Consider the following 17,510-nt stretch of genomic DNA (forward strand, 5'->3'; position numbering starts at 1 on the left):
ACTTGATTAAGGACAGAAAAAAGGAATAAGGTTTATCTCAGAACCACTGGAGTTTACTTAAATAAGGTTTCCTACTAAAGAAACTCACCAATTATGGCGAGTTTTACTTTTTATATACCAATACAACTGTCTTTTCGGAACTTCCTCTTACATTTACATCAAAGAACAGTTTTCACTTGCTTCGTGTAGAAAAAGCGGACAATGTAAAAATACACTATTTGGATGACTAAAAATACACTTAGTACCACCATGGATACCTTTGTTAAGTCATAAAAGAAAAGGTGCGATAATGCAGTCAGGGCTATCGCTCCATGAATGAGGGCCACCAGGATCGGTGTGAAGAAAAGAATGGCCGTTTGTCTATTAAGGACCTTTTTTAATTCTTTTTCGGTTAAGCCCATTTTCGCGATTGAATGAAATTTTTGTTTGTCTTCATCTAAATCCGCGTAAAGTCGGAAATAAAGGAAACTTCCAGCGGAGACAAAAAAGACAATCCCGATAAATAATCCCACAAATAAGACTAGACCATATTGCTGATTTAGTTGATATATACTATAATCCCTAGCATTAAATTCATAAGAAGGAAGGTCGTCAGCTATCTGTCGGGAAGCTGAAAAAATGTTTTCTTTCCCCTCCGTAACCTGCCATGCATGAAAGTGCTCCTCCCTTTTTGGTGCGGGCAGTTCCTTGAAATCATGATCAGAAACGACATAATATGAATCAGTTGCTGGCAGTGCTTTTGAATAAATCACTTTCTTCGGAGTTAAGGTAACACCTGAATTCAATTTGATCGTTTGCTTTAGTAAATCTTCGGTTTGTCCAAATTCATTCCCAGCAAATTCAACTACTTGAACCTGACCATTTTGAATATCAATAGTATCTTCCCTAAGCATTCTAGCAAATCGATTAAAATCCGATTCCCTCGCTATAAGGATGGAATCTTGACCAATCTCATAATAGTGAAGCATTGTTAGCTCGTGATTCGCTTCCATCTTTTCTTCCCTAATCGTTTCTTTAATTAAGGCGACATCCTGCTCGTCACGATCATCAGTTCTATATGAAAATGTATAAGGATTGTTATTTTTCAACCCTGCTGTAAGAAAGGTTTGAAAACCAAACAACGTCCCAATCGCACTAAATGCTACAGTCGAAACAATCGCTACCATAAAAAAGGTACGAGCATTATCCTTCATTCGGAACGAAAGATCGGATAATAAAATCATGTTCGTTTTCCGCCAAAAGATGTTTTCATTCTTCTTAAATCTTCGGATCAGATAAACACTTAACTGGGTGAACAACAGATAGGTACCGATGATTACGACAATGATCACTGGCAGCATTGCTGCAATTACGAGCGTTCCCTTCACAATTAAAGCAGCTGCATATCCAATTGAAATGAGAAATACGGCTAAAATCGTGAGAAAGATATTCGCTTTTGGTTCGCCTTTTGACTTTTTATTTCCTTTAATTAAGTCGATCAGCTTTCGACTGCGTAATACATAGGAGACAAATAACGAAATAAAGAAAAATAACAAAATAAAGGAAACAAAGGTTACAAAAACTGCTTTAATCGGAATATAAAAGTTTAGACCGTCATTCATGGCAAGCACATTTTCCCCAATTAATAAAATCCCTTTGGAAAAAATCAATCCCAACAAGATCCCACCTAATGTAGCGAAAAAGCCAATCACCATGTTTTCCATGAATACCATTAGACGTATTTGCCTAACGGACATACCCTGCATCATCAATAACCCAAACTCTTTTTTTCGGGTACTTAAGAATGTACTCATTGAATAAAGAACGAAGAAAAAAGAAAAGACATAGATAATTCCCGCTGAAATATTCATCCCTTTTTGTACAGTCAAATTCATCTCGCTTCCAGTTAAATCAGGGTGAAAGGCGAATATCGCAAATGTAAAAAATACCATCACCGTAAACATACTGCTTAGGAAGTAAGCTGCGTACAACCGTTTGTTGCGAACGACATTATTAAACGCGAATCTGCGAAAGGTCATGGCCATCCCCTCCTAGTAAAGAAAGTGTATCGATAATTCTTTGGAAAAAGGCTTGGCGATTATCGCCGCGATGAATTTCTGAAAAAAATGCTCCATCTCGGATAAAAATCACTCGATTGCAATAACTTGCAGCTTGTGGATCATGGGTCACCAATAACATCGTTGTCGACTCATTTTTATTGATCGATTCCAACATCTCCATAACATCCTTCGACGACTTCGAATCAAGATTACCAGTCGGTTCATCAGCAAGGAGCATCTTGGGAATATGAATCATCGCCCTTGCCACAGCTACCCTTTGAGCCTGACCACCGGAGATTTCATAGGTGCGCTTGTTCATAATAGGGGTAATTCCCAATTTCTCCGCGATAACACACGCCTTTTGCTTCATCTCCTTCACCTTTTTTCCATCGAGAGTCAACGGAAGGACAATATTTTCCTCCACGGTTAAGGTGTGGAGCAAATTGAAGTCTTGGAAAACAAACCCAAGTTCACGTCTTCGGAATCTTGCCAAGTCCTCTCTATTGAGACGATGTGGATTCTTTCCATTGATCAATATCTCACCTGTAGTTGGTTCATCAATCGTAGCAATCATGTTCAAAAGGGTCGTTTTCCCACTCCCGGAAGGCCCCATGATGCCAACAAATTCCCCATCTTCAATAGATAAATTAATATTGTTTAATGCTTTATAGGCAATTTTACCTTCATAAATTTTACTAACCTGTTTTACATCCAACATCACAAGATCCCCTTCCTCTTTCTGATCTGTGATTAGTATACCTTGCTTATTGCTAGCTAAACTATCGATTCTTCTTTCACTTTCCTTACAAGCTTGTAAGGTTTTGAGTTTCTGAAAAAATAATGCGAAAGGTTGACCCTTTCCCCACTTCTGACTCCATTTCAATCTTGTGCCCAAGGATGTTTAGTGTCTCCTTCGTCAAATACAGTCCCATACCCGTGGACTCTCGAAATTTCCTGCCATTTTCTCCAGTATAAAAGGGATCAAATATCCGCCGTTTATCTGCTTCAGGAATGCCTATTCCAAAGTCTTTTACTTCCAGAATGGCTTCCTTCTCTCTTTCATAAATGGAAATGACAATGCGATTACTGGTTTCGGAAGAATATTTTACGGCATTATTGATAAGCTGAGAGAGGATAAAAAACAGCCACTTTTCATCGGTCGCCACCGTCACTCCTTCCTTTTCCACTTCTAGCTTAGGATAGACGTTGTTACGAATATAAACGCGTTTATGCTCTCCGTTCACTTCAACCACCAATGGCACAAGATTCACCGGTTTAATATGAAAATCCTGCTCAATCGTTCTTAGCCGTGCCATATAGAGGACCGTGTTCAAGCCTGTTTTCATCCGATCGGTTTCTTCTCGGATGCTGGAGGATTCGGGTTCATCTAAATTTTGGGCAGTAAGTTCTATCACCGACAAAGGGGTTTTCATCTGATGAACCCATTGATCCATAAACTTCCGATGCTCAGCCTGTTCTCTTTCGGCGGATTCTAATTGACTTTGAAAAAGTATGTATTGGTTACGCAGCACCTGGTCAAAAGCGATTGAAATCGGTGCTTGATCTGTTTTTTGAAAGCTGTCATCTAGTGACTCTAACGGCTGATTCAAACGCTGGTACAGCTTCTGACGGGATACATAATAATAAGTTAGATAACAGCCAAGAATGAAAAAGCTAAGGAATGCAGCATAAAAAAACAGCTTGATATCGCGATATCCATCAAGCCAAAAGATAGAAAGGATGATAACCAATTGAACAGCTTGTACAACAATTAGTAAGGAATACTCCTTAAAAAACAATCTCATCCCTGATCCTCCTTACATGAAAGGGTTAACCGATACCCTGCCCCTCTTACTGTTTCCACGGCATCTTGTAATCCAATTTCCTGAAACTTTTTCCGAACCCTCGTGATATTCACATTCAATGTATTTTCATCGACATAGCTTTGGTCATCCCAAAGCTTCTCTAGTAAATCTTCACGACCAGCCACCCGCGGATACCGTTCCATTAAGCTTTCAATAATATCTGCTTCATTTTTTGATAAGGAAATAGTTTTGGTGCCAAAGGTCATCTCCATTCGTTCCGGAAAGAATGTAAGACCCGCGTTTTCTACTACCCGATCCTTATGAATGTTGGCATATTCCCCATATGCACGGCGCAGCTGACTACGGATTTTAGCCATCACAATTTCCGCACTAAACGGCTTGGTCATATAATCATCGCCACCATTCTCTAATGCCATCACCTGATCCATCTCCCCAATCCGAGCCGAGATAAAAATCACAGGACACACTGACTCCTTCCGAATCTGCCTGCACCAATAATACCCATCAAAACTTGGTAAATTAATATCTAAAAGAACCAGATCTGGATTTATCTCATAAAATGCCTTCATGACATGTTCAAAATCAATCACACACGTCACATCATAGCCATATTTTTCAATGTGTGTTTTCAAATGTTCGGCAATTTTAGGATCATCCTCAACAATCATGATCTTTTGCATGTTTAATCACTCCTTATTTCAGATACCATTATGTCACAGAATGAAATCACCTACAAAAATAATCTTGTCACTTGTTCAATAACCCCGCATCTACTTTCTTAAGGCTAAAAGAAAAACCCTCCATAAAGAGGGCTTAGTACTCCAATATGAACCACTCAAACAGCCTGCTAACGCTAATCAAGGGGTATTGCTTTTATCTTTATTCCCCACCCAAATTGATAAAATAAGAATAATAATCCCAAAAATGATATTGTTCCAAAAGGCACCGGAGTTGTCAGCGAAATCGTATACCCAAGATGAACAGACTAACCAAATACCAATTAATCCAGAAAGCCAAAGTTGCCACATCCAATATCGCCTCCTTCCCATGAAGATTCGAAAATTGGAGTACTGACTAAATTCTATTCTAGATTTTTAAAAAATATTACCTAAACGTATAGGAACTTTGCTCCGTAGGTGTTACCGCAAGGACGTAAGTTCATCAAAGAACAGCTAACCCTTGCGAACCCAGATAAGAAATATTAGTCCAAGCTGCTACCTGTAATCTAACCAGCCTTCCATCCGCTTGAATGGCAAATACGGAAACCGTACCCTGATTTCCATTTAGGGTGTAAAAGTGCCGTCCATCTTTACTCACTCCAACATCCATTGGCAGACCTGGTGCCGTACCTGGCGGTGTACTGGTAATATTCCTTACCACGGATAGCGCACCATTCGATTCAATTCGATAAGTGGAAATGGTGCCGCTTAAAGTATTGGTAATGTAAGCAAACCGTTCATCTCTTGTTGCTACAACCCAGCATGCGGTTTGATATCCATTTGGTACAGAGCCACTGATCACTCGTAGAAACCCGTCATTGCTCATGGAATACGATGACAGGGCATTTGAATTTGCTTCAGTAACTAAGAGAAGCCCAGAAGACAGAAAATAAGCACCCAAGGGCCCTTGCCCATAAGAATTAGTAACGATTGGTTCGGAAACTGTACCATTTTGTTTAATAGGAAATACACTGAGGTGGTTTGAAGTTAGCTCGGTTACAAGGATTTTACTGCCATCACGTGTGAAGAGAACCTGAGCAGGCTGCGCATTAAAGGTACTGAGTGAATGGGTAGAGCCAGGGATCGGTGTAAGGTGACCATTCTCATCAAGGAAAAAACCAGTAATATTCGATGCAAAATTGTTCACAACATTCCCTACATTTGATACATAGACAAGATGACCAAACACATCTATACTATTCGGCTGAGCACCTCCCGATGGCTTAACATCCACGAGAACTGGGATACCACTGTCAGAAATAATGAAACTGCTGATACTATTGTCTCCAGCGTTCACTGCAAGGAGGAACCGTCGATCACGTGATAACGTTAAGGAACCTTGTGATGTAAGGGGATCAATACCATCGTTCGCCGTTGCAGTGGAGACTTCCTTTGTTCCAGTACCCTTTCCATAAGTTGGGTAGGAACCCACAAAGGAAAGCATTCCGTTTATGTTTCTGTTGAAGGCAATGATTTGATTCATGACTTCATGATTGGTCATAATGTATACCATACTTACATTCGCACGGAAATAGTGGTTCATTATCGGCATTTGATAACCTTCCTCCCTTCATCGTTCTATATGTTCCATTTATCATTTCAATTCCACATCTTATTCTTCATATCAAACGAGAAGTCATCCCTTATGATTAAAGCAGTAAATACATCTCAAATTGTTTCAGCACTCCCTTTTTAAAACCTTGCTTCTTAAAAAATCCCTCAAGGAGGCTGTTATTGGGAAAACCTGCCGACATTTTGGATAGATGGAGCTCATGAGCGGCTGTTTGCAAAAGCTGTGTCCCTGCGCCCTTCCTTCTTTCTTTCTTTTCGACCAATAAAAAATGGATGGTTCCGGCTGCTGAAATGGCTAAACATCCTGCCAAGCCATCTTCTCTCCTAGCATGATAATATGAGATATTCCTAGTTTGTTCGATATAGTCGAGATCATTCTGCCAATTAATATGATAGTCCCAGTTTCCTACTGCTTGCTTGAACTCTTCAAAATCGATTCGATTAATAAAAATCTCTGAGTCTGGTTTTTCCAACAATGATAAATCTTCAAGAGTATAGTAGACAAGATCATAGATTTTCTCATAGCCAAGCTTTTCATAAAACCGAACCGCCCGATCATTGCCGACAATCACTTCAAGAAATAACTGTTTACAGCCGTGTTTCATTGCCTCTTGTTTGTGAAGTTCAAACAGTTTCTGACTAATTCCTCTACCTCTATAGGCAGGATGAATCGCTAATGTACCGCATCTCATCGTTTGAATGCCTTCATATATCTTTATCCCACCGAGAATGACACCCACTGGTTCATCTTGATCAAAGGCAATAAAGGAGTTCTCTCTCTTATTCCCTTCTGGACCAAAGAAGCGGGCGAGAAATACATCCTCAGCCATATCCATCTTAATGATATAATCGGAAAACCCAGTATGAAAGGCTTGGTAGATAAACTGATCCTTTACTTCTGTACAACAGTAATAGTGAATAGTATTTTCTAGTTTCAATTAATTCTGTTCTCCCCTCGAAATAGTTAGTTTAAAATGACTTTATCGATAAATCTCTTACCTAATAATTATTTCGAGGATTCTTTAAAAATTCCTACCCAGAATTCCGTAAATGTAAGAAAGCCAAAATAAACTAGCCCGATTCAATTGAATTAGTGGATTGTCTCTTTTCAACTCTTACTTTTATCTCGGCAATTACTAGCATGAGTAATGGAATAATGACTTGAAACGGTAATGCGTAATAGGTATAGATTTCAAACGCCCATTTTCGCATTTCAAAAATACTATCATAAATTGTATAAGCAAAAAAAATCATTAATAGACCATTCTGGATTACAATGGAGCGATAATCGTGTAAATTGAATAACTTAGCAAATCCAATACTGCAAACCAATAAGCAAATACTGCCTTTAATAAATACACCAAATATAAAAATGACCGCCACAGTTAGCTCAATTCTTTGCAAAAAATCCCCAATAATAATTCTACTCACCGCAACATGCGCGGGAAAATAAAGTTTAGGAAGGATCCCTCCTAAAATAAGAATATTACGTAACGTTATGAAGAAAATTAACAATCCTGCAAAAACAGTTCCCTTCAGAAAAATCTTAAGCGGTGATACTTTTGTTTTTAATGAAAAAAAAGCACCCAGTAACACCACAGATTCTGCAAAAGGGAATGCAAATGTAGAAAACCCCGCTTTCATAATGGGCGAAAATCCATTACCGAGAATGGGTTTAATATAATGAAAATGTAATTGGGGTATACCCATAAATTGAACCACAACGATAATAAACAATAAGAATGGAAGACTTGTGGCACTTATTCTTCCAATCACTTCAATGCCTGACCTTACAGCAACAATACTGACTATACCTAAGCACAAAATGGGAACAAAAAGAGGGGTTTCCGGCATAGCTGAGGTATTAATAAACTCCCCAAAATTCCGCATAATTAGTGCCCCTAGGTGAAATGTATACCAAATATAAATGATGGCAACTAATTTGCCAATCACTTTTCCAAAAATTTGATCGACAATATCATATAGTCCTTTCTCGGGAAAAAGTGAAAGGAGCCTCCCGTAAACTAGAACAATTGGGATTGACAGGGATACCCCCAATAAAACACTTATCCACGCATCATTTTTCGCCCCTGTCCCAACACCAAGAATAAATGAACTTCCTATGTAAAATATGATTAATATGCAGGTTGCTTCTTTATCTGTTATTCGTTCCTTCCGCATTCCCAAACCTACTTTCCAAACAATGACTCAATTACGTTTTGTATGGGGATAGCAGGGCTAGGTATTTTCCCCCCAAAACTTAAGACTAAAGCAACTGTAAAAGAACATAAACCCAAAATGGCATTTAACCAGAAGTCTTGCCAATACTTTTGTTTATATAAGGGAATAAACTCATACATGAATAAAACAGCATATACGACCAAAGGAATTATAAACAGGTTAATCTCCCCTTTTTAACGGCTCTGCAAGCATACCACTGCCTTTTATATGTACATTCGATGTAACATTAACCGGTAAATATTGAAACTTATTTTCCCATGATGATTTAATTTGATTCCATACCTGTGGATCCTCTTCTCGAATTTTTTCTCCAAAGCCAAAAATATCAACCTTGTATTCACTTTGTACATGTTTAATAACTTTCTCTACTCGTTGACTTACTATTTTTTCAAAACTCTTTTCCAGCAAGTCTTTTTTACGTTCTTCCATATAGTTCTTTTTGCCGTTAATTTCATCTATCGTAACGGTGGTATCGATATGGATGTTCATTTTAATGTCAGCCTTATTAATAGTGGGTTTAAGATTCGTTTTACTTTTAAAAATTTCTAAGGAAATTTGTGAAGATGTAATGTCGTCTTCTTTACCCACTACGAGTAATCCTCCCCTAATTTCATCTCGAACAAATAAGAAAGCTTCCGTTTCCTCGCCATCTAAGAATCCTATCAGTTTATCTTTATTAAAAATGGCCGTCCCATTCATTTTAGGTAATCTTTTTTGTAATGCTACCACCGGTAAAGCGGTGACAATTCCAGATGCCTCAATTTCATTAATAACCTTCCATATTTTCACAACAGGGGCTTTGTTTAATGACTTCTGATTTTTAAGCATTTCTTCTAATGCTAAAGACACTATTTCCTTGGGAGCTGGTTCGCCCAAAAGGATTTCTCTTGCCGTTTTCTCTTTTGAAACAAGAATATTAATATCCGCTCTCGTTTCAGAATCTCGGTGAAACCAATCAAGTATCTCTAGAATTCCTTCCTTCGCAATATCCTGACTGATAATCACGGCCTTATTGTGACTCCAATATAATCTTTTTCCCGTCAATGCAATTTCGTTTCGAACTGCATCAAAAATAGTCTTTCCACTTATAGTAAAACTTTTGGATTGAGTTGGATGTTCTGCCCCAGCTTCCATTTGAATAGTTTCAACCGTAAGGAAGATTCGACCATCCTTTCCTTTATCGATGGCTACCCCCCCGACAACGACCAAATCCTCAATTTCTCGGTAATTCCAACATCCAGAAAGAATGGAGAAGCAAAGTATGGTAGTAATCGTTAATAAGCATTTTTTAATTCTCATATAGAAACTATACCTACCTGTTTTTTCTACTTTGTCTTACCAAGTTTTTAGCGCCTATAATTTTTGGCCTTAGGGTCATAGACCACCATGGTACCCGAACCCAAATGTCTTGACTATTATGATTCTTCACAGTTGTCATACCTAACAAGTAAGGAACACCAAAGGAGCGAATATTCAAGACATGAATTATTATTAATATCATTCCAAATATATATCCATATATACCCATAACTGCTGATAAAAACAATAAAAAGAACCGTGCTAAAACTACAATTCCTATCATGGTAGGGCTTAATAATGTCATTATCCCCGATAAAGCAGTAATGATGACGACAGGCGCACTGATTAACTTTGCTTCCACGACAGCCTGTCCCAATACTAATGTTCCTACAATATTAACAGCTTGACCTATCGGGGCTGGCATCCTAATTCCTGCTTCTCGAATAATATCAAATACTAAAAGCATACCAATCAATGAGACAATGCTTGGAAAAGGAACGCCCATACGAGATGCGGATATACTAATCAGTAATGGAGTTGGCAGCATTTCCTGATGAAAACACGTAATGGCTAAAAAAATAGCGGGTAACCCCGTTGCTACAAATGCTCCTATCATTCTGAGAAGTCTGTTAAAGGTTGCAAATATATAATTATTATAATAGTCTTCATTTGCATGCCAGCCTTCAATTAATATGTATGGTACTGTCAATACAAAGGGACTTCCATCTACGACAAGGGCTATCCTTCCTTCTAATAATTTTGCTGCAATCACATCTGGCCTTTCGCTATAACCAACGGTCTCAAATGGTGAAAAAGGAGCATCGTCTATCAATTCTTGTATGTAACCTGAGTCTAATATCGCATCAAGTTCAATCGCATCCAATCGCTGTTCGAGTTCAGTTATTATTTCTGTAGAGGCCAAGCCCTCGATATAACATATACATGTTTTGGTATGCGTTCTTTTGCCAATCTCTTTAAATTTCATCTTTAAGTCCTGATTATTGATGATTCTCCTTATTAAACTAAGATTTGTCATAATTGCTTCAGTAAATCCTTCCCGTGGTCCCCGTACCACCCTTGCAGATTCGGGTTCGGAAATAGATCTCATTTGCATGCCTTTTGAATCAATAATTAATGAAATGTCATACCCATTGATGAATAACACTGTATCTCCGCTAATTAAAGAACGAACCATTTTGTTCGTATCGTGTTCTTTCACTACATTATTTGAGACAATTATTTTATTTTGCAGTTCTTCCAAAAGTTGAATCAATGAAATTTCTTCAAATAAATTATTTTGCATAATCGGTTGGATAATATTTTCATTTATTATTTCTGTATTCACCATTCCATCCAAATAAATTACACAAAAAGTAACATCTGAGAAATATTTATTTTGAAACTTCCGTATTCTTAGGGTTTCATCTCCATTAAATATGTGAGTAAAGAATTCAATATTGGATTCAAGATTGTATCTTAATGATGTCCCATTATTTCCCTCTTGAATATGGTTACTATCGCGGTTTTTGCCGAAGTCCATTTTTCGTGGCATTTTAACTTCACCTACTTTTTGTTAGTTACGCGTAGTATTTCCAACTTTGAGAAAACAATCGGCAATCATTCCATGTTACTTTTCAGTTGCAGTTCATTCCATTATTTGGAGGATGCTCCGTTGCCCATAAAAAAAGCAAGGCCTAATGGCCCTGCTTGTTAATTTACATTCCACGTTTAGACCTGGTCACGAATCAAAATTTACTGATATAAGGGACTCTTTACTCCCCCTCTTTCAAATGATCCACAAGTCTGCCAAGTAAATCGCTTAAAATCATTATTTCTTGATCACTATAAATATGATATGTCTGGGCATTAAAATCATTTCGTAAGGTTTTCAATTGCTCATAAACACGAATTCCTTCCTCTGTAATTTTCACCCTGGTTCGTCTTTTATCTTCGTGGTCTTGAAAAAGCGTAACTAAATTTGATTGCTGTAGTCGATAGATCATTCCAGTCATATTTTGTTTTGTTACCAGCATTTCTTCTTTTAACTCTCCAATGGAAATATCTCCTCTAGTAATAATGGTTCTTAGGATTACCCATTGCTGTATGCTGGTAAGTCCAACATCTGCCACCATCTTTGCTCCATATCTACCTAATAGATTAGATAGCCTAAAAAAATCTAACGTCATGTTTGTTTTTACATCTTCCATACAAACCTCCGCGTCTCTATTTTATTGACAATCTTAATAAAATAAATAAAATTAGTCAATGTATTGACCAAATTACGAAGATATCTTAAACTGATTTAGTCAACATCTTGACAATTTACTGTTTTTTCATTCTATTATTTTTAAAAATAAAGGAGACAAAACATGCCAAAAAAAAGTACGAATCGTAAAATGGTCACCGTTGCGATGCTGGTTGCGATACTATTAGTTGCCATAGATGTCACCGTTGTCAGTACTGCGATGCCGCAGATTGTCAGTGACCTCAGCGGGTTAAAGTTAATCAGCTGGGTATTTGCCATCTATACGCTTACCACTTCTGTTACGACACCAATTTATGGAAAATTAGCTGATTTATTCGGCCGGAAAAAAGTTTTTATCACGGGAGTGATCTTGTTTGTGGCTGGCTCGATGTTGTCGGGTGCAGCACAGACGATGACTCAATTAATTTGGTTCCGTGCTTTTCAAGGAATTGGGGCTGGTGCGGTCATGCCGTTAACGTTTACCATCATCGGTGACCTTTACCCTGGTGAACAACGTGCCAAAATGCAAGGAGTATTTAGTTCAGTCTGGGGAATTGCTGGACTTCTTGGCCCATTGGTAGGCGGTTTCTTTGTCGACCAAATTAGCTGGCGATGGATTTTCTATATTAATTTGCCGGTTGGTTTAGTGTCGCTAGTGTTAATCACGGTCTTCTTCCATGAAACAGTCGATTTGAAAAAGGACCGAAAAATTGATTATCTTGGCGCAATTACTTTTACCATTGGAATATCAACACTATTATATACTCTTCTAAATGCTGGTCCTGGGCAGAAATATGCATGGAATTCAACAGCTATATATGCATTATTTGCTGTTGCGGTAATCTTTATTGTGCTGTTTGGCTATATAGAGACCAAGGTGAAGGAACCGATGCTACCTCCTTCATTATTTAGGATTCCTGTAATTCTCGTATCCAATTTCATCGGCTTCCTAGCAAGTGCTGTCCTCATTGGGGTTAATGTGTATTTGCCTATGTGGATTCAAACCATTCTTGGCCATAGTGCCACGAGCTCAGGCCTTACACTCATGCCAATGTCGATTGCCTGGCCTCTAGGTGCCACTTTTGCCGGGCGTTATATGTATAAAATAGGTTCAAAGTTTACAGCTATTCTGGGTGCAGTTTTGATTGCCCTCGGTGGAACTTGGCTGCTTGCTATCGAACTTGACTCACCATATTGGTATTTTGTAGGAATTATGATTGTCATTGGTCTGGGCATGGGTTATGCAACAACTCCTACAACCGTCCTTGTTCAGTCGGCGGTTGGCTGGCAAATGCGTGGAGCAGCAACTGCATCAAACACCTTTACGCGGTCCATTGGCCAAACAGTTGGGGTTGCTATTTTTGGTACAATTTTTAACAACTCGCTGATTACGTATGGAAAAGAACATTCCGGAGGATGGAGCGCTGGAGGTAATATTAGCGATGCTTTAAGTTCAGAAAACATGGACAAGCTGCCTGCAAGTGTCCTTACGATGATCCACGAGGGACTAGCCCATGGAATGCACCTCGTGTTTATTCTCGTGTTTTTTATTGGGGTTGCAAACCTCATCGCTACTTTCTTCCTTCCATCACACAAGAAGGTAATGGAGCATCAAGAGAAAGTACAACATTAAACGGTAAGCCGCCAATGATGATGGCGGCTTTCCTTTTTATAAAAATCTTCTCAGATTTCCTCTGAATATTTATTCCTCAAAACCTCTACCTAAGGACTACCTGTTTTGTGCTTGCATCAGTTCATATATCTTACGCGTGGTGTTCACATTTCTTACCGTTACTTGTTTGTATATCCTTGATCCAACAATCTTTGACACTCCGCTTTTGATAACATTTTTCTTGTCAACCGACCATAGGATCGCGCCAGGGACATATTTCACCGTATCTATTTCTGGCGTAACGATCAGATTCTTAAGGACAGATTCATCATCAATTTCATCCCACAAAAACATAACATCACTTTTCATGTCTTTGTCGTTTTTCCATATGTCAGGAATTGCTTTAATGATTTCTTTGACATCGTCGATATCTCGTACGACTACTTTGATTTGAAATCCAAAATCTTTATGAATCGCTTCTTCCAATATACACGCTAGTTCATATTTTGAAAGGCCTTTGTATGAAAAGATAATATTACCTGTATTGATGTATGTGACTACATCACACATCCCAGCGTTTTCAACCGTTTGTTTAAGTAATTTCATGTCAATTTTATTATTTCCACCTACATTAATTCCCCGTAATAGAGCGATATAAACCATCACCTATCTCCTTTCCCCTTTTCCTTATTTATCCACTATATCATATTGGCTATACCTGTAGGTAAGTAAGGAGAAAAGGTTATCTCAACAATAAAGAAATAATATCTGTATTCGTGCTTTGTAGAGAACCTGGCATATCATCACGAGTTGATATCAATGCAAAGTATCGTGTGTCCTCATTATCTTGAAAAAAGCTATACCGTAATATGCTCTTTTCCCTTGCAAGGGTACGTATGATCTCATCATAGAATTGGGCCTCAGTCATCAGATCCGTTGTACTTAAGTTGAAGATGCCTTTTAGCTTATTTTTTATAATGAACCTTAGTTGTTTTGCCAACTGAACATCCAAAAGATTGCTACGGACTAAATTGCTGTACACATCAATTATTTTATTATTTCTTATGCTTTCTTTGATTAAGTTCCATCTTGGGGAATGAGTCCCCCATATCGCTGGGATTCTGATAATCACTGCTTGATCTTCTAATCTATCTAGTAGCATATGCTCACAGTCAATTTTGAAATTCCCATAATCTGATTCTGATATAGGTATATCTGTTTCTGTGTGTGGTTTTGAAAAGTCACCGTCAAATACATTGGTTGTAGAAAAGAAATACAAACGACTACTGCTATTTCGTAATTCAATTGCCAATTCTTTATGAAACTTCAGTTGATGAGCAAACTCTCCTCTTATGCAAGAAATAACAATGTCGGGTTTTATTGAACGTATCATTTCCCTCAATTTATCGATTTGTTGAACTTCCAATTGGAACTGCTTATGATTAGGGAGCTTGGTGAACGAAGTAGAATATGTTCCATAAAGGTCAAATCCATCTTTAAATTCATCGATTAAAGCTCTTCCTACAAGACCACTTGCACCAAGAATAAGTACCTTTTCTATCACAATTTCCCCCATCCCATTCCCTCATTTATAGTATTAAACGAATAACAACCTAAAAAAGATACGGCATAGTTTCTGAAGTTAAAAAAAGACGATTTCCAGCTAAATGTCTTCGTTGGTAATCTTAAATGATCTAAGTATTTAACTGGACACCTGAATCTCTAATTGGAATAAATAGTATATATCATTGTCCAAGATGTTCCTGATTGACCACATTGTTCAAATCCGAGTTTCTTGTAAAGTTGTACTGCCTGAGTGTTTTTAGGGTCAACGCTCAAAGATAACGATGAAAAACCATCACTTGAAGCTGTTTCAATTAATTTTTCCATGAGCAGTTTACCAATTCCCTTCCCTCTTGCACTTTTCATTACAGCTATACCTAGTTCTGGAGTCTTATCATCAACATATCCATAACCTTTTTGATTTTCTGTATAAAGGCGATACCAAGCAGCACCAACCGGAAAATTATCCTCAAAAGCAATTATTGCTCTATCATCTTTTCTTCCCCAATCCTCACTATATTTTTTAAGATGTGGAGAATTTAATAGTTCTTCTTTAGACGGCTTGTTTTCAGGAATATGAATGGATTCATACATCATATCCGTTAAAAAGTCCAACAATCCATGCTCACACTGTTCCAAACTTTTTACTTGTATCAAAAGTTGATCCCCCCTAGTGTTTTTATACCCAATAAGGCCTTTTCTTTTGACCTGTTAAGTGAAAATAAACATATAACTGCCATCTATGTAAAAAAGCTTACTTCAAAGAGTAAGCTTAACCCCTATAAACACTGTCACATGTTCCAGGTTTTGGTTCATAAAAACAGTGCTCTTTAAATTGACCAGTATGGGGTTGACCGTACCATGTAGGAGGACACGATGGTGCCGTTGGATTAAAGTACCAAAGTGCATATTTAGCAGGATGATCTCTCCAGGAATTAATATTCTGTTGTGCTAATCTTCTTTCAGAAATTCTTGATCTTTGATAAAATACATTCCCTTTTTGCACAGCTTCAAAAGAATAATTTCCACCTTGTACTTGAAATAATACATCATGAATATTGTTTACACTTTTGAAATCCAAGCATTGTGCAACAACACGATTTATTATGACATTTCCAACATATAACATTCCTTGCTGGCCTTCGCCTTCTGCTTCCGCCCTCATCATTCTGGCCATTTCATCTACATCATGACTTCTAGCCCTTACTCTAGGCATATCATCACCTCCAAAATTATTGTATGAAAAAAAGCCAACATTCATGTCATTGCCCATATAATAAGAATTCTTAGTTTTTATCACATACAATTTATAAGTAAAATGATGACTATTGCATTACTTTGATGCCTATCTTCTTTGTGAGTTGTTTTATTATTCACCTACTAAGCCATCACCATCTCGATCATCCATATATGGATATAACCAGTGATCACTCGTTATTGGCATACTATAACCTGCTGCTTTTGCTTCTTTAATCGTTACCTGTCCATTACCGTTTGTGTCAACACTAGAAATATCTTTAGTTCCATTCGACTTATTCGAACTAGTTGAATTATTTGAGTTAGTTGATTTACTTTCAGTTAAGCCTAGAGATTTATTTATCTCATCAGGGTTGGCGTTATCAAACTCATCTACAATCTTATTCCCTTTTAACGTGTAAGTGTATTTATAATGAGAAGGAATCTGCGTTTCTGTATTAGGATAGGTGATAATTGCTTCAAAATGTATAGCCCCACCAGCTTTACGAATGGCATCTTCCATATATGCCTGATCACCATGTCGGTTAAGCGTACTTTCTTGTGGAGTAATATTGTAAGCATTGGATACCCCGCCGAGCGAATCTGCAATGATATGTCCTTCATCTAAATCTGCTCTTTCTACACCAGGAACTTTTGCTTCATCCGCGTAGTATCTGCCAGACGATGTAACAGGTTCGGTACGATCATCTTGTAGAACGATTTCGTCAGCAATGACATGAACTAATTGCCCGTGTTCATTCGTAAAGGCCCAATATTCTCGTTCCCCAAACCCAATGTCAACGACAACGTTAGGTTCGCGATGTCCAGACAAATCACCACCATCAACTTCAATAAGTTTGTAACCTTTAAACTGTTGATCTTTTGATTCAGTTGATGTTTCCTCTACTACTTGTTTTTCAGTCGTAGTTTTTTCTTTTTCACTATTATTTGTAGTTACTTCTTGTGAATCAGCTTTTCCGGCAGTATTTGATACATCTTCTACGTTAGTGCAACCAACTATTAAGATGGCAGTTAAAAGTAAGAGTAAATAGTTTATTTTCTTTTTCATTTTAGGACTCCTTATCGTATTCTTCACAGAACATTCTAGAGATATTTTTAATAAATCATAAATTAACATAGTAAACCTTCTTATAATAG

17 protein-coding genes are annotated in these 17,510 nt (G+C 37.7%); 1 reads left to right on the forward strand and 16 read right to left on the reverse strand.

Translation table 11 applies throughout. The annotated features are described in order from the left end of the window. Nucleotides 1-158: 158 nt before the first annotated feature. The 11 genes from G6554_RS14215 to G6554_RS14265 all read right to left on the reverse strand — a co-directional run bounded on the left by G6554_RS14215 (nt 159) and on the right by G6554_RS14265 (nt 11,903). A complete protein-coding gene (locus G6554_RS14215) occupies nt 159-2,018 on the reverse strand; it encodes an ABC transporter permease (protein WP_166242944.1) in 1,860 nt (619 codons plus the stop codon). Beyond that, nucleotides 1,993-2,757, reverse strand: coding sequence for an ABC transporter ATP-binding protein (locus G6554_RS14220; protein ID WP_166242946.1), 765 nt, complete (start codon nt 2,755-2,757; stop codon nt 1,993-1,995). The genes G6554_RS14215 and G6554_RS14220 overlap by 26 nt, the downstream gene beginning before the upstream one ends. Before the next feature lie 85 nt (nt 2,758-2,842). Further along, entirely contained in the window at nt 2,843-3,844 is a 1,002-nt protein-coding gene (locus G6554_RS14225; RefSeq protein WP_166242948.1) for a sensor histidine kinase, read from the reverse strand. After that, entirely contained in the window at nt 3,841-4,545 is a 705-nt protein-coding gene (locus tag G6554_RS14230; RefSeq protein ID WP_166242950.1) for a response regulator transcription factor, read from the reverse strand. The genes G6554_RS14225 and G6554_RS14230 overlap by 4 nt, the downstream gene beginning before the upstream one ends. A gap of 177 nt (nt 4,546-4,722) precedes the next feature. Then, nucleotides 4,723-4,893 (reverse strand): SPW repeat protein, encoded by a 171-nt coding sequence (locus tag G6554_RS14235; protein ID WP_166242952.1) that lies wholly within the window; start codon nt 4,891-4,893, stop codon nt 4,723-4,725. A gap of 133 nt (nt 4,894-5,026) precedes the next feature. Next, entirely contained in the window at nt 5,027-6,136 is a 1,110-nt protein-coding gene (locus G6554_RS14240; RefSeq protein WP_166242954.1) for a lactonase family protein, read from the reverse strand. Between the two features lie 97 nt (nt 6,137-6,233). After that, entirely contained in the window at nt 6,234-7,094 is an 861-nt protein-coding gene (locus G6554_RS14245) for a GNAT family N-acetyltransferase (RefSeq protein WP_166242956.1), read from the reverse strand. Between the two features lie 133 nt (nt 7,095-7,227). Beyond that, a complete protein-coding gene (locus G6554_RS14250) occupies nt 7,228-8,337 on the reverse strand; it encodes a GerAB/ArcD/ProY family transporter (protein WP_166242957.1) in 1,110 nt (369 codons plus the stop codon). A gap of 219 nt (nt 8,338-8,556) precedes the next feature. Beyond that, nucleotides 8,557-9,696 (reverse strand): Ger(x)C family spore germination protein, encoded by a 1,140-nt coding sequence (locus G6554_RS14255; protein ID WP_166242959.1) that lies wholly within the window; start codon nt 9,694-9,696, stop codon nt 8,557-8,559. A 13-nt stretch (nt 9,697-9,709) separates the two neighbouring features. Beyond that, a complete protein-coding gene (locus G6554_RS14260) occupies nt 9,710-11,248 on the reverse strand; it encodes a spore germination protein (protein WP_207343084.1) in 1,539 nt (512 codons plus the stop codon). A gap of 220 nt (nt 11,249-11,468) precedes the next feature. Then, complete coding sequence (locus G6554_RS14265) at nt 11,469-11,903, reverse strand: MarR family winged helix-turn-helix transcriptional regulator (RefSeq protein WP_166242961.1); 435 nt, start codon at nt 11,901-11,903, stop codon at nt 11,469-11,471. A 162-nt stretch (nt 11,904-12,065) separates the two neighbouring features. On the opposite strand from G6554_RS14265, the gene G6554_RS14270 reads away from it, so the two are divergent. After that, nucleotides 12,066-13,574: an MDR family MFS transporter gene (locus G6554_RS14270; RefSeq protein WP_242637909.1), complete on the forward strand. Its 1,509-nt coding sequence runs from the start codon at nt 12,066-12,068 to the stop codon at nt 13,572-13,574. A 96-nt stretch (nt 13,575-13,670) separates the two neighbouring features. Here the strand turns inward: G6554_RS14270 and G6554_RS14275 are convergent, their stop codons facing one another. The 5 genes from G6554_RS14275 to G6554_RS14295 form a co-directional block, all read right to left on the reverse strand. Further along, on the reverse strand, nt 13,671-14,216 hold the full coding sequence (locus G6554_RS14275; RefSeq protein WP_166242963.1) for a DUF1697 domain-containing protein: 546 nt from the start codon (nt 14,214-14,216) through the stop codon (nt 13,671-13,673). 79 nt (nt 14,217-14,295) lie between these two features. Beyond that, nucleotides 14,296-15,129: a sugar nucleotide-binding protein gene (locus G6554_RS14280; protein ID WP_166242965.1), complete on the reverse strand. Its 834-nt coding sequence runs from the start codon at nt 15,127-15,129 to the stop codon at nt 14,296-14,298. Between the two features lie 146 nt (nt 15,130-15,275). Next, the gene (locus tag G6554_RS14285; RefSeq protein ID WP_166242968.1) at nt 15,276-15,773 is read right to left on the reverse strand and encodes a GNAT family N-acetyltransferase; all 498 of its coding nucleotides are present in this window, start codon (nt 15,771-15,773) and stop codon (nt 15,276-15,278) included. Between the two features lie 115 nt (nt 15,774-15,888). Next, entirely contained in the window at nt 15,889-16,332 is a 444-nt protein-coding gene (locus tag G6554_RS14290) for a cell wall hydrolase (protein ID WP_166242970.1), read from the reverse strand. 153 nt (nt 16,333-16,485) lie between these two features. After that, nucleotides 16,486-17,421 carry a DNA/RNA non-specific endonuclease gene (locus tag G6554_RS14295; RefSeq protein ID WP_166242972.1) on the reverse strand — a complete coding sequence of 312 codons (936 nt, stop codon included), beginning with the start codon at nt 17,419-17,421 and terminating at the stop codon, nt 16,486-16,488. Between the last annotated feature and the right edge of the window lie 89 nt (nt 17,422-17,510).

Origin of the sequence: Bacillus sp. MM2020_4 (assembly GCF_011250555.1) — a bacterium.
Taxonomy (GTDB): domain Bacteria; phylum Bacillota; class Bacilli; order Bacillales; family Cytobacillaceae; genus Neobacillus.

Excerpts from the sequence above, each read along its gene's own strand:
- G6554_RS14215 (WP_166242944.1), bottom strand. The coding sequence starts at position 2,018 with ATGACCTTTCGCAGATTCGCGTTTAATAATGTCGTTCGCAACAAACGG.
- G6554_RS14220 (WP_166242946.1), bottom strand. The coding sequence starts at position 2,757 with ATGTTGGATGTAAAACAGGTTAGTAAAATTTATGAAGGTAAAATTGCC.
- G6554_RS14225 (WP_166242948.1), bottom strand. The coding sequence starts at position 3,844 with ATGAGATTGTTTTTTAAGGAGTATTCCTTACTAATTGTTGTACAAGCT.
- G6554_RS14230 (WP_166242950.1), bottom strand. The coding sequence starts at position 4,545 with ATGCAAAAGATCATGATTGTTGAGGATGATCCTAAAATTGCCGAACAT.
- G6554_RS14235 (WP_166242952.1), bottom strand. The coding sequence starts at position 4,893 with ATGTGGCAACTTTGGCTTTCTGGATTAATTGGTATTTGGTTAGTCTGT.
- G6554_RS14240 (WP_166242954.1), bottom strand. The coding sequence starts at position 6,136 with ATGCCGATAATGAACCACTATTTCCGTGCGAATGTAAGTATGGTATAC.
- G6554_RS14250 (WP_166242957.1), bottom strand. The coding sequence starts at position 8,337 with ATGCGGAAGGAACGAATAACAGATAAAGAAGCAACCTGCATATTAATC.
- G6554_RS14255 (WP_166242959.1), bottom strand. The coding sequence starts at position 9,696 with ATGAGAATTAAAAAATGCTTATTAACGATTACTACCATACTTTGCTTC.
- G6554_RS14260 (WP_207343084.1), bottom strand. The coding sequence starts at position 11,248 with ATGCCACGAAAAATGGACTTCGGCAAAAACCGCGATAGTAACCATATT.
- G6554_RS14265 (WP_166242961.1), bottom strand. The coding sequence starts at position 11,903 with ATGGAAGATGTAAAAACAAACATGACGTTAGATTTTTTTAGGCTATCT.
- G6554_RS14270 (WP_242637909.1), top strand. The coding sequence starts at position 12,066 with ATGCCAAAAAAAAGTACGAATCGTAAAATGGTCACCGTTGCGATGCTG.
- G6554_RS14275 (WP_166242963.1), bottom strand. The coding sequence starts at position 14,216 with ATGGTTTATATCGCTCTATTACGGGGAATTAATGTAGGTGGAAATAAT.
- G6554_RS14280 (WP_166242965.1), bottom strand. The coding sequence starts at position 15,129 with ATGGGGGAAATTGTGATAGAAAAGGTACTTATTCTTGGTGCAAGTGGT.
- G6554_RS14290 (WP_166242970.1), bottom strand. The coding sequence starts at position 16,332 with ATGCCTAGAGTAAGGGCTAGAAGTCATGATGTAGATGAAATGGCCAGA.
- G6554_RS14295 (WP_166242972.1), bottom strand. The coding sequence starts at position 17,421 with ATGAAAAAGAAAATAAACTATTTACTCTTACTTTTAACTGCCATCTTA.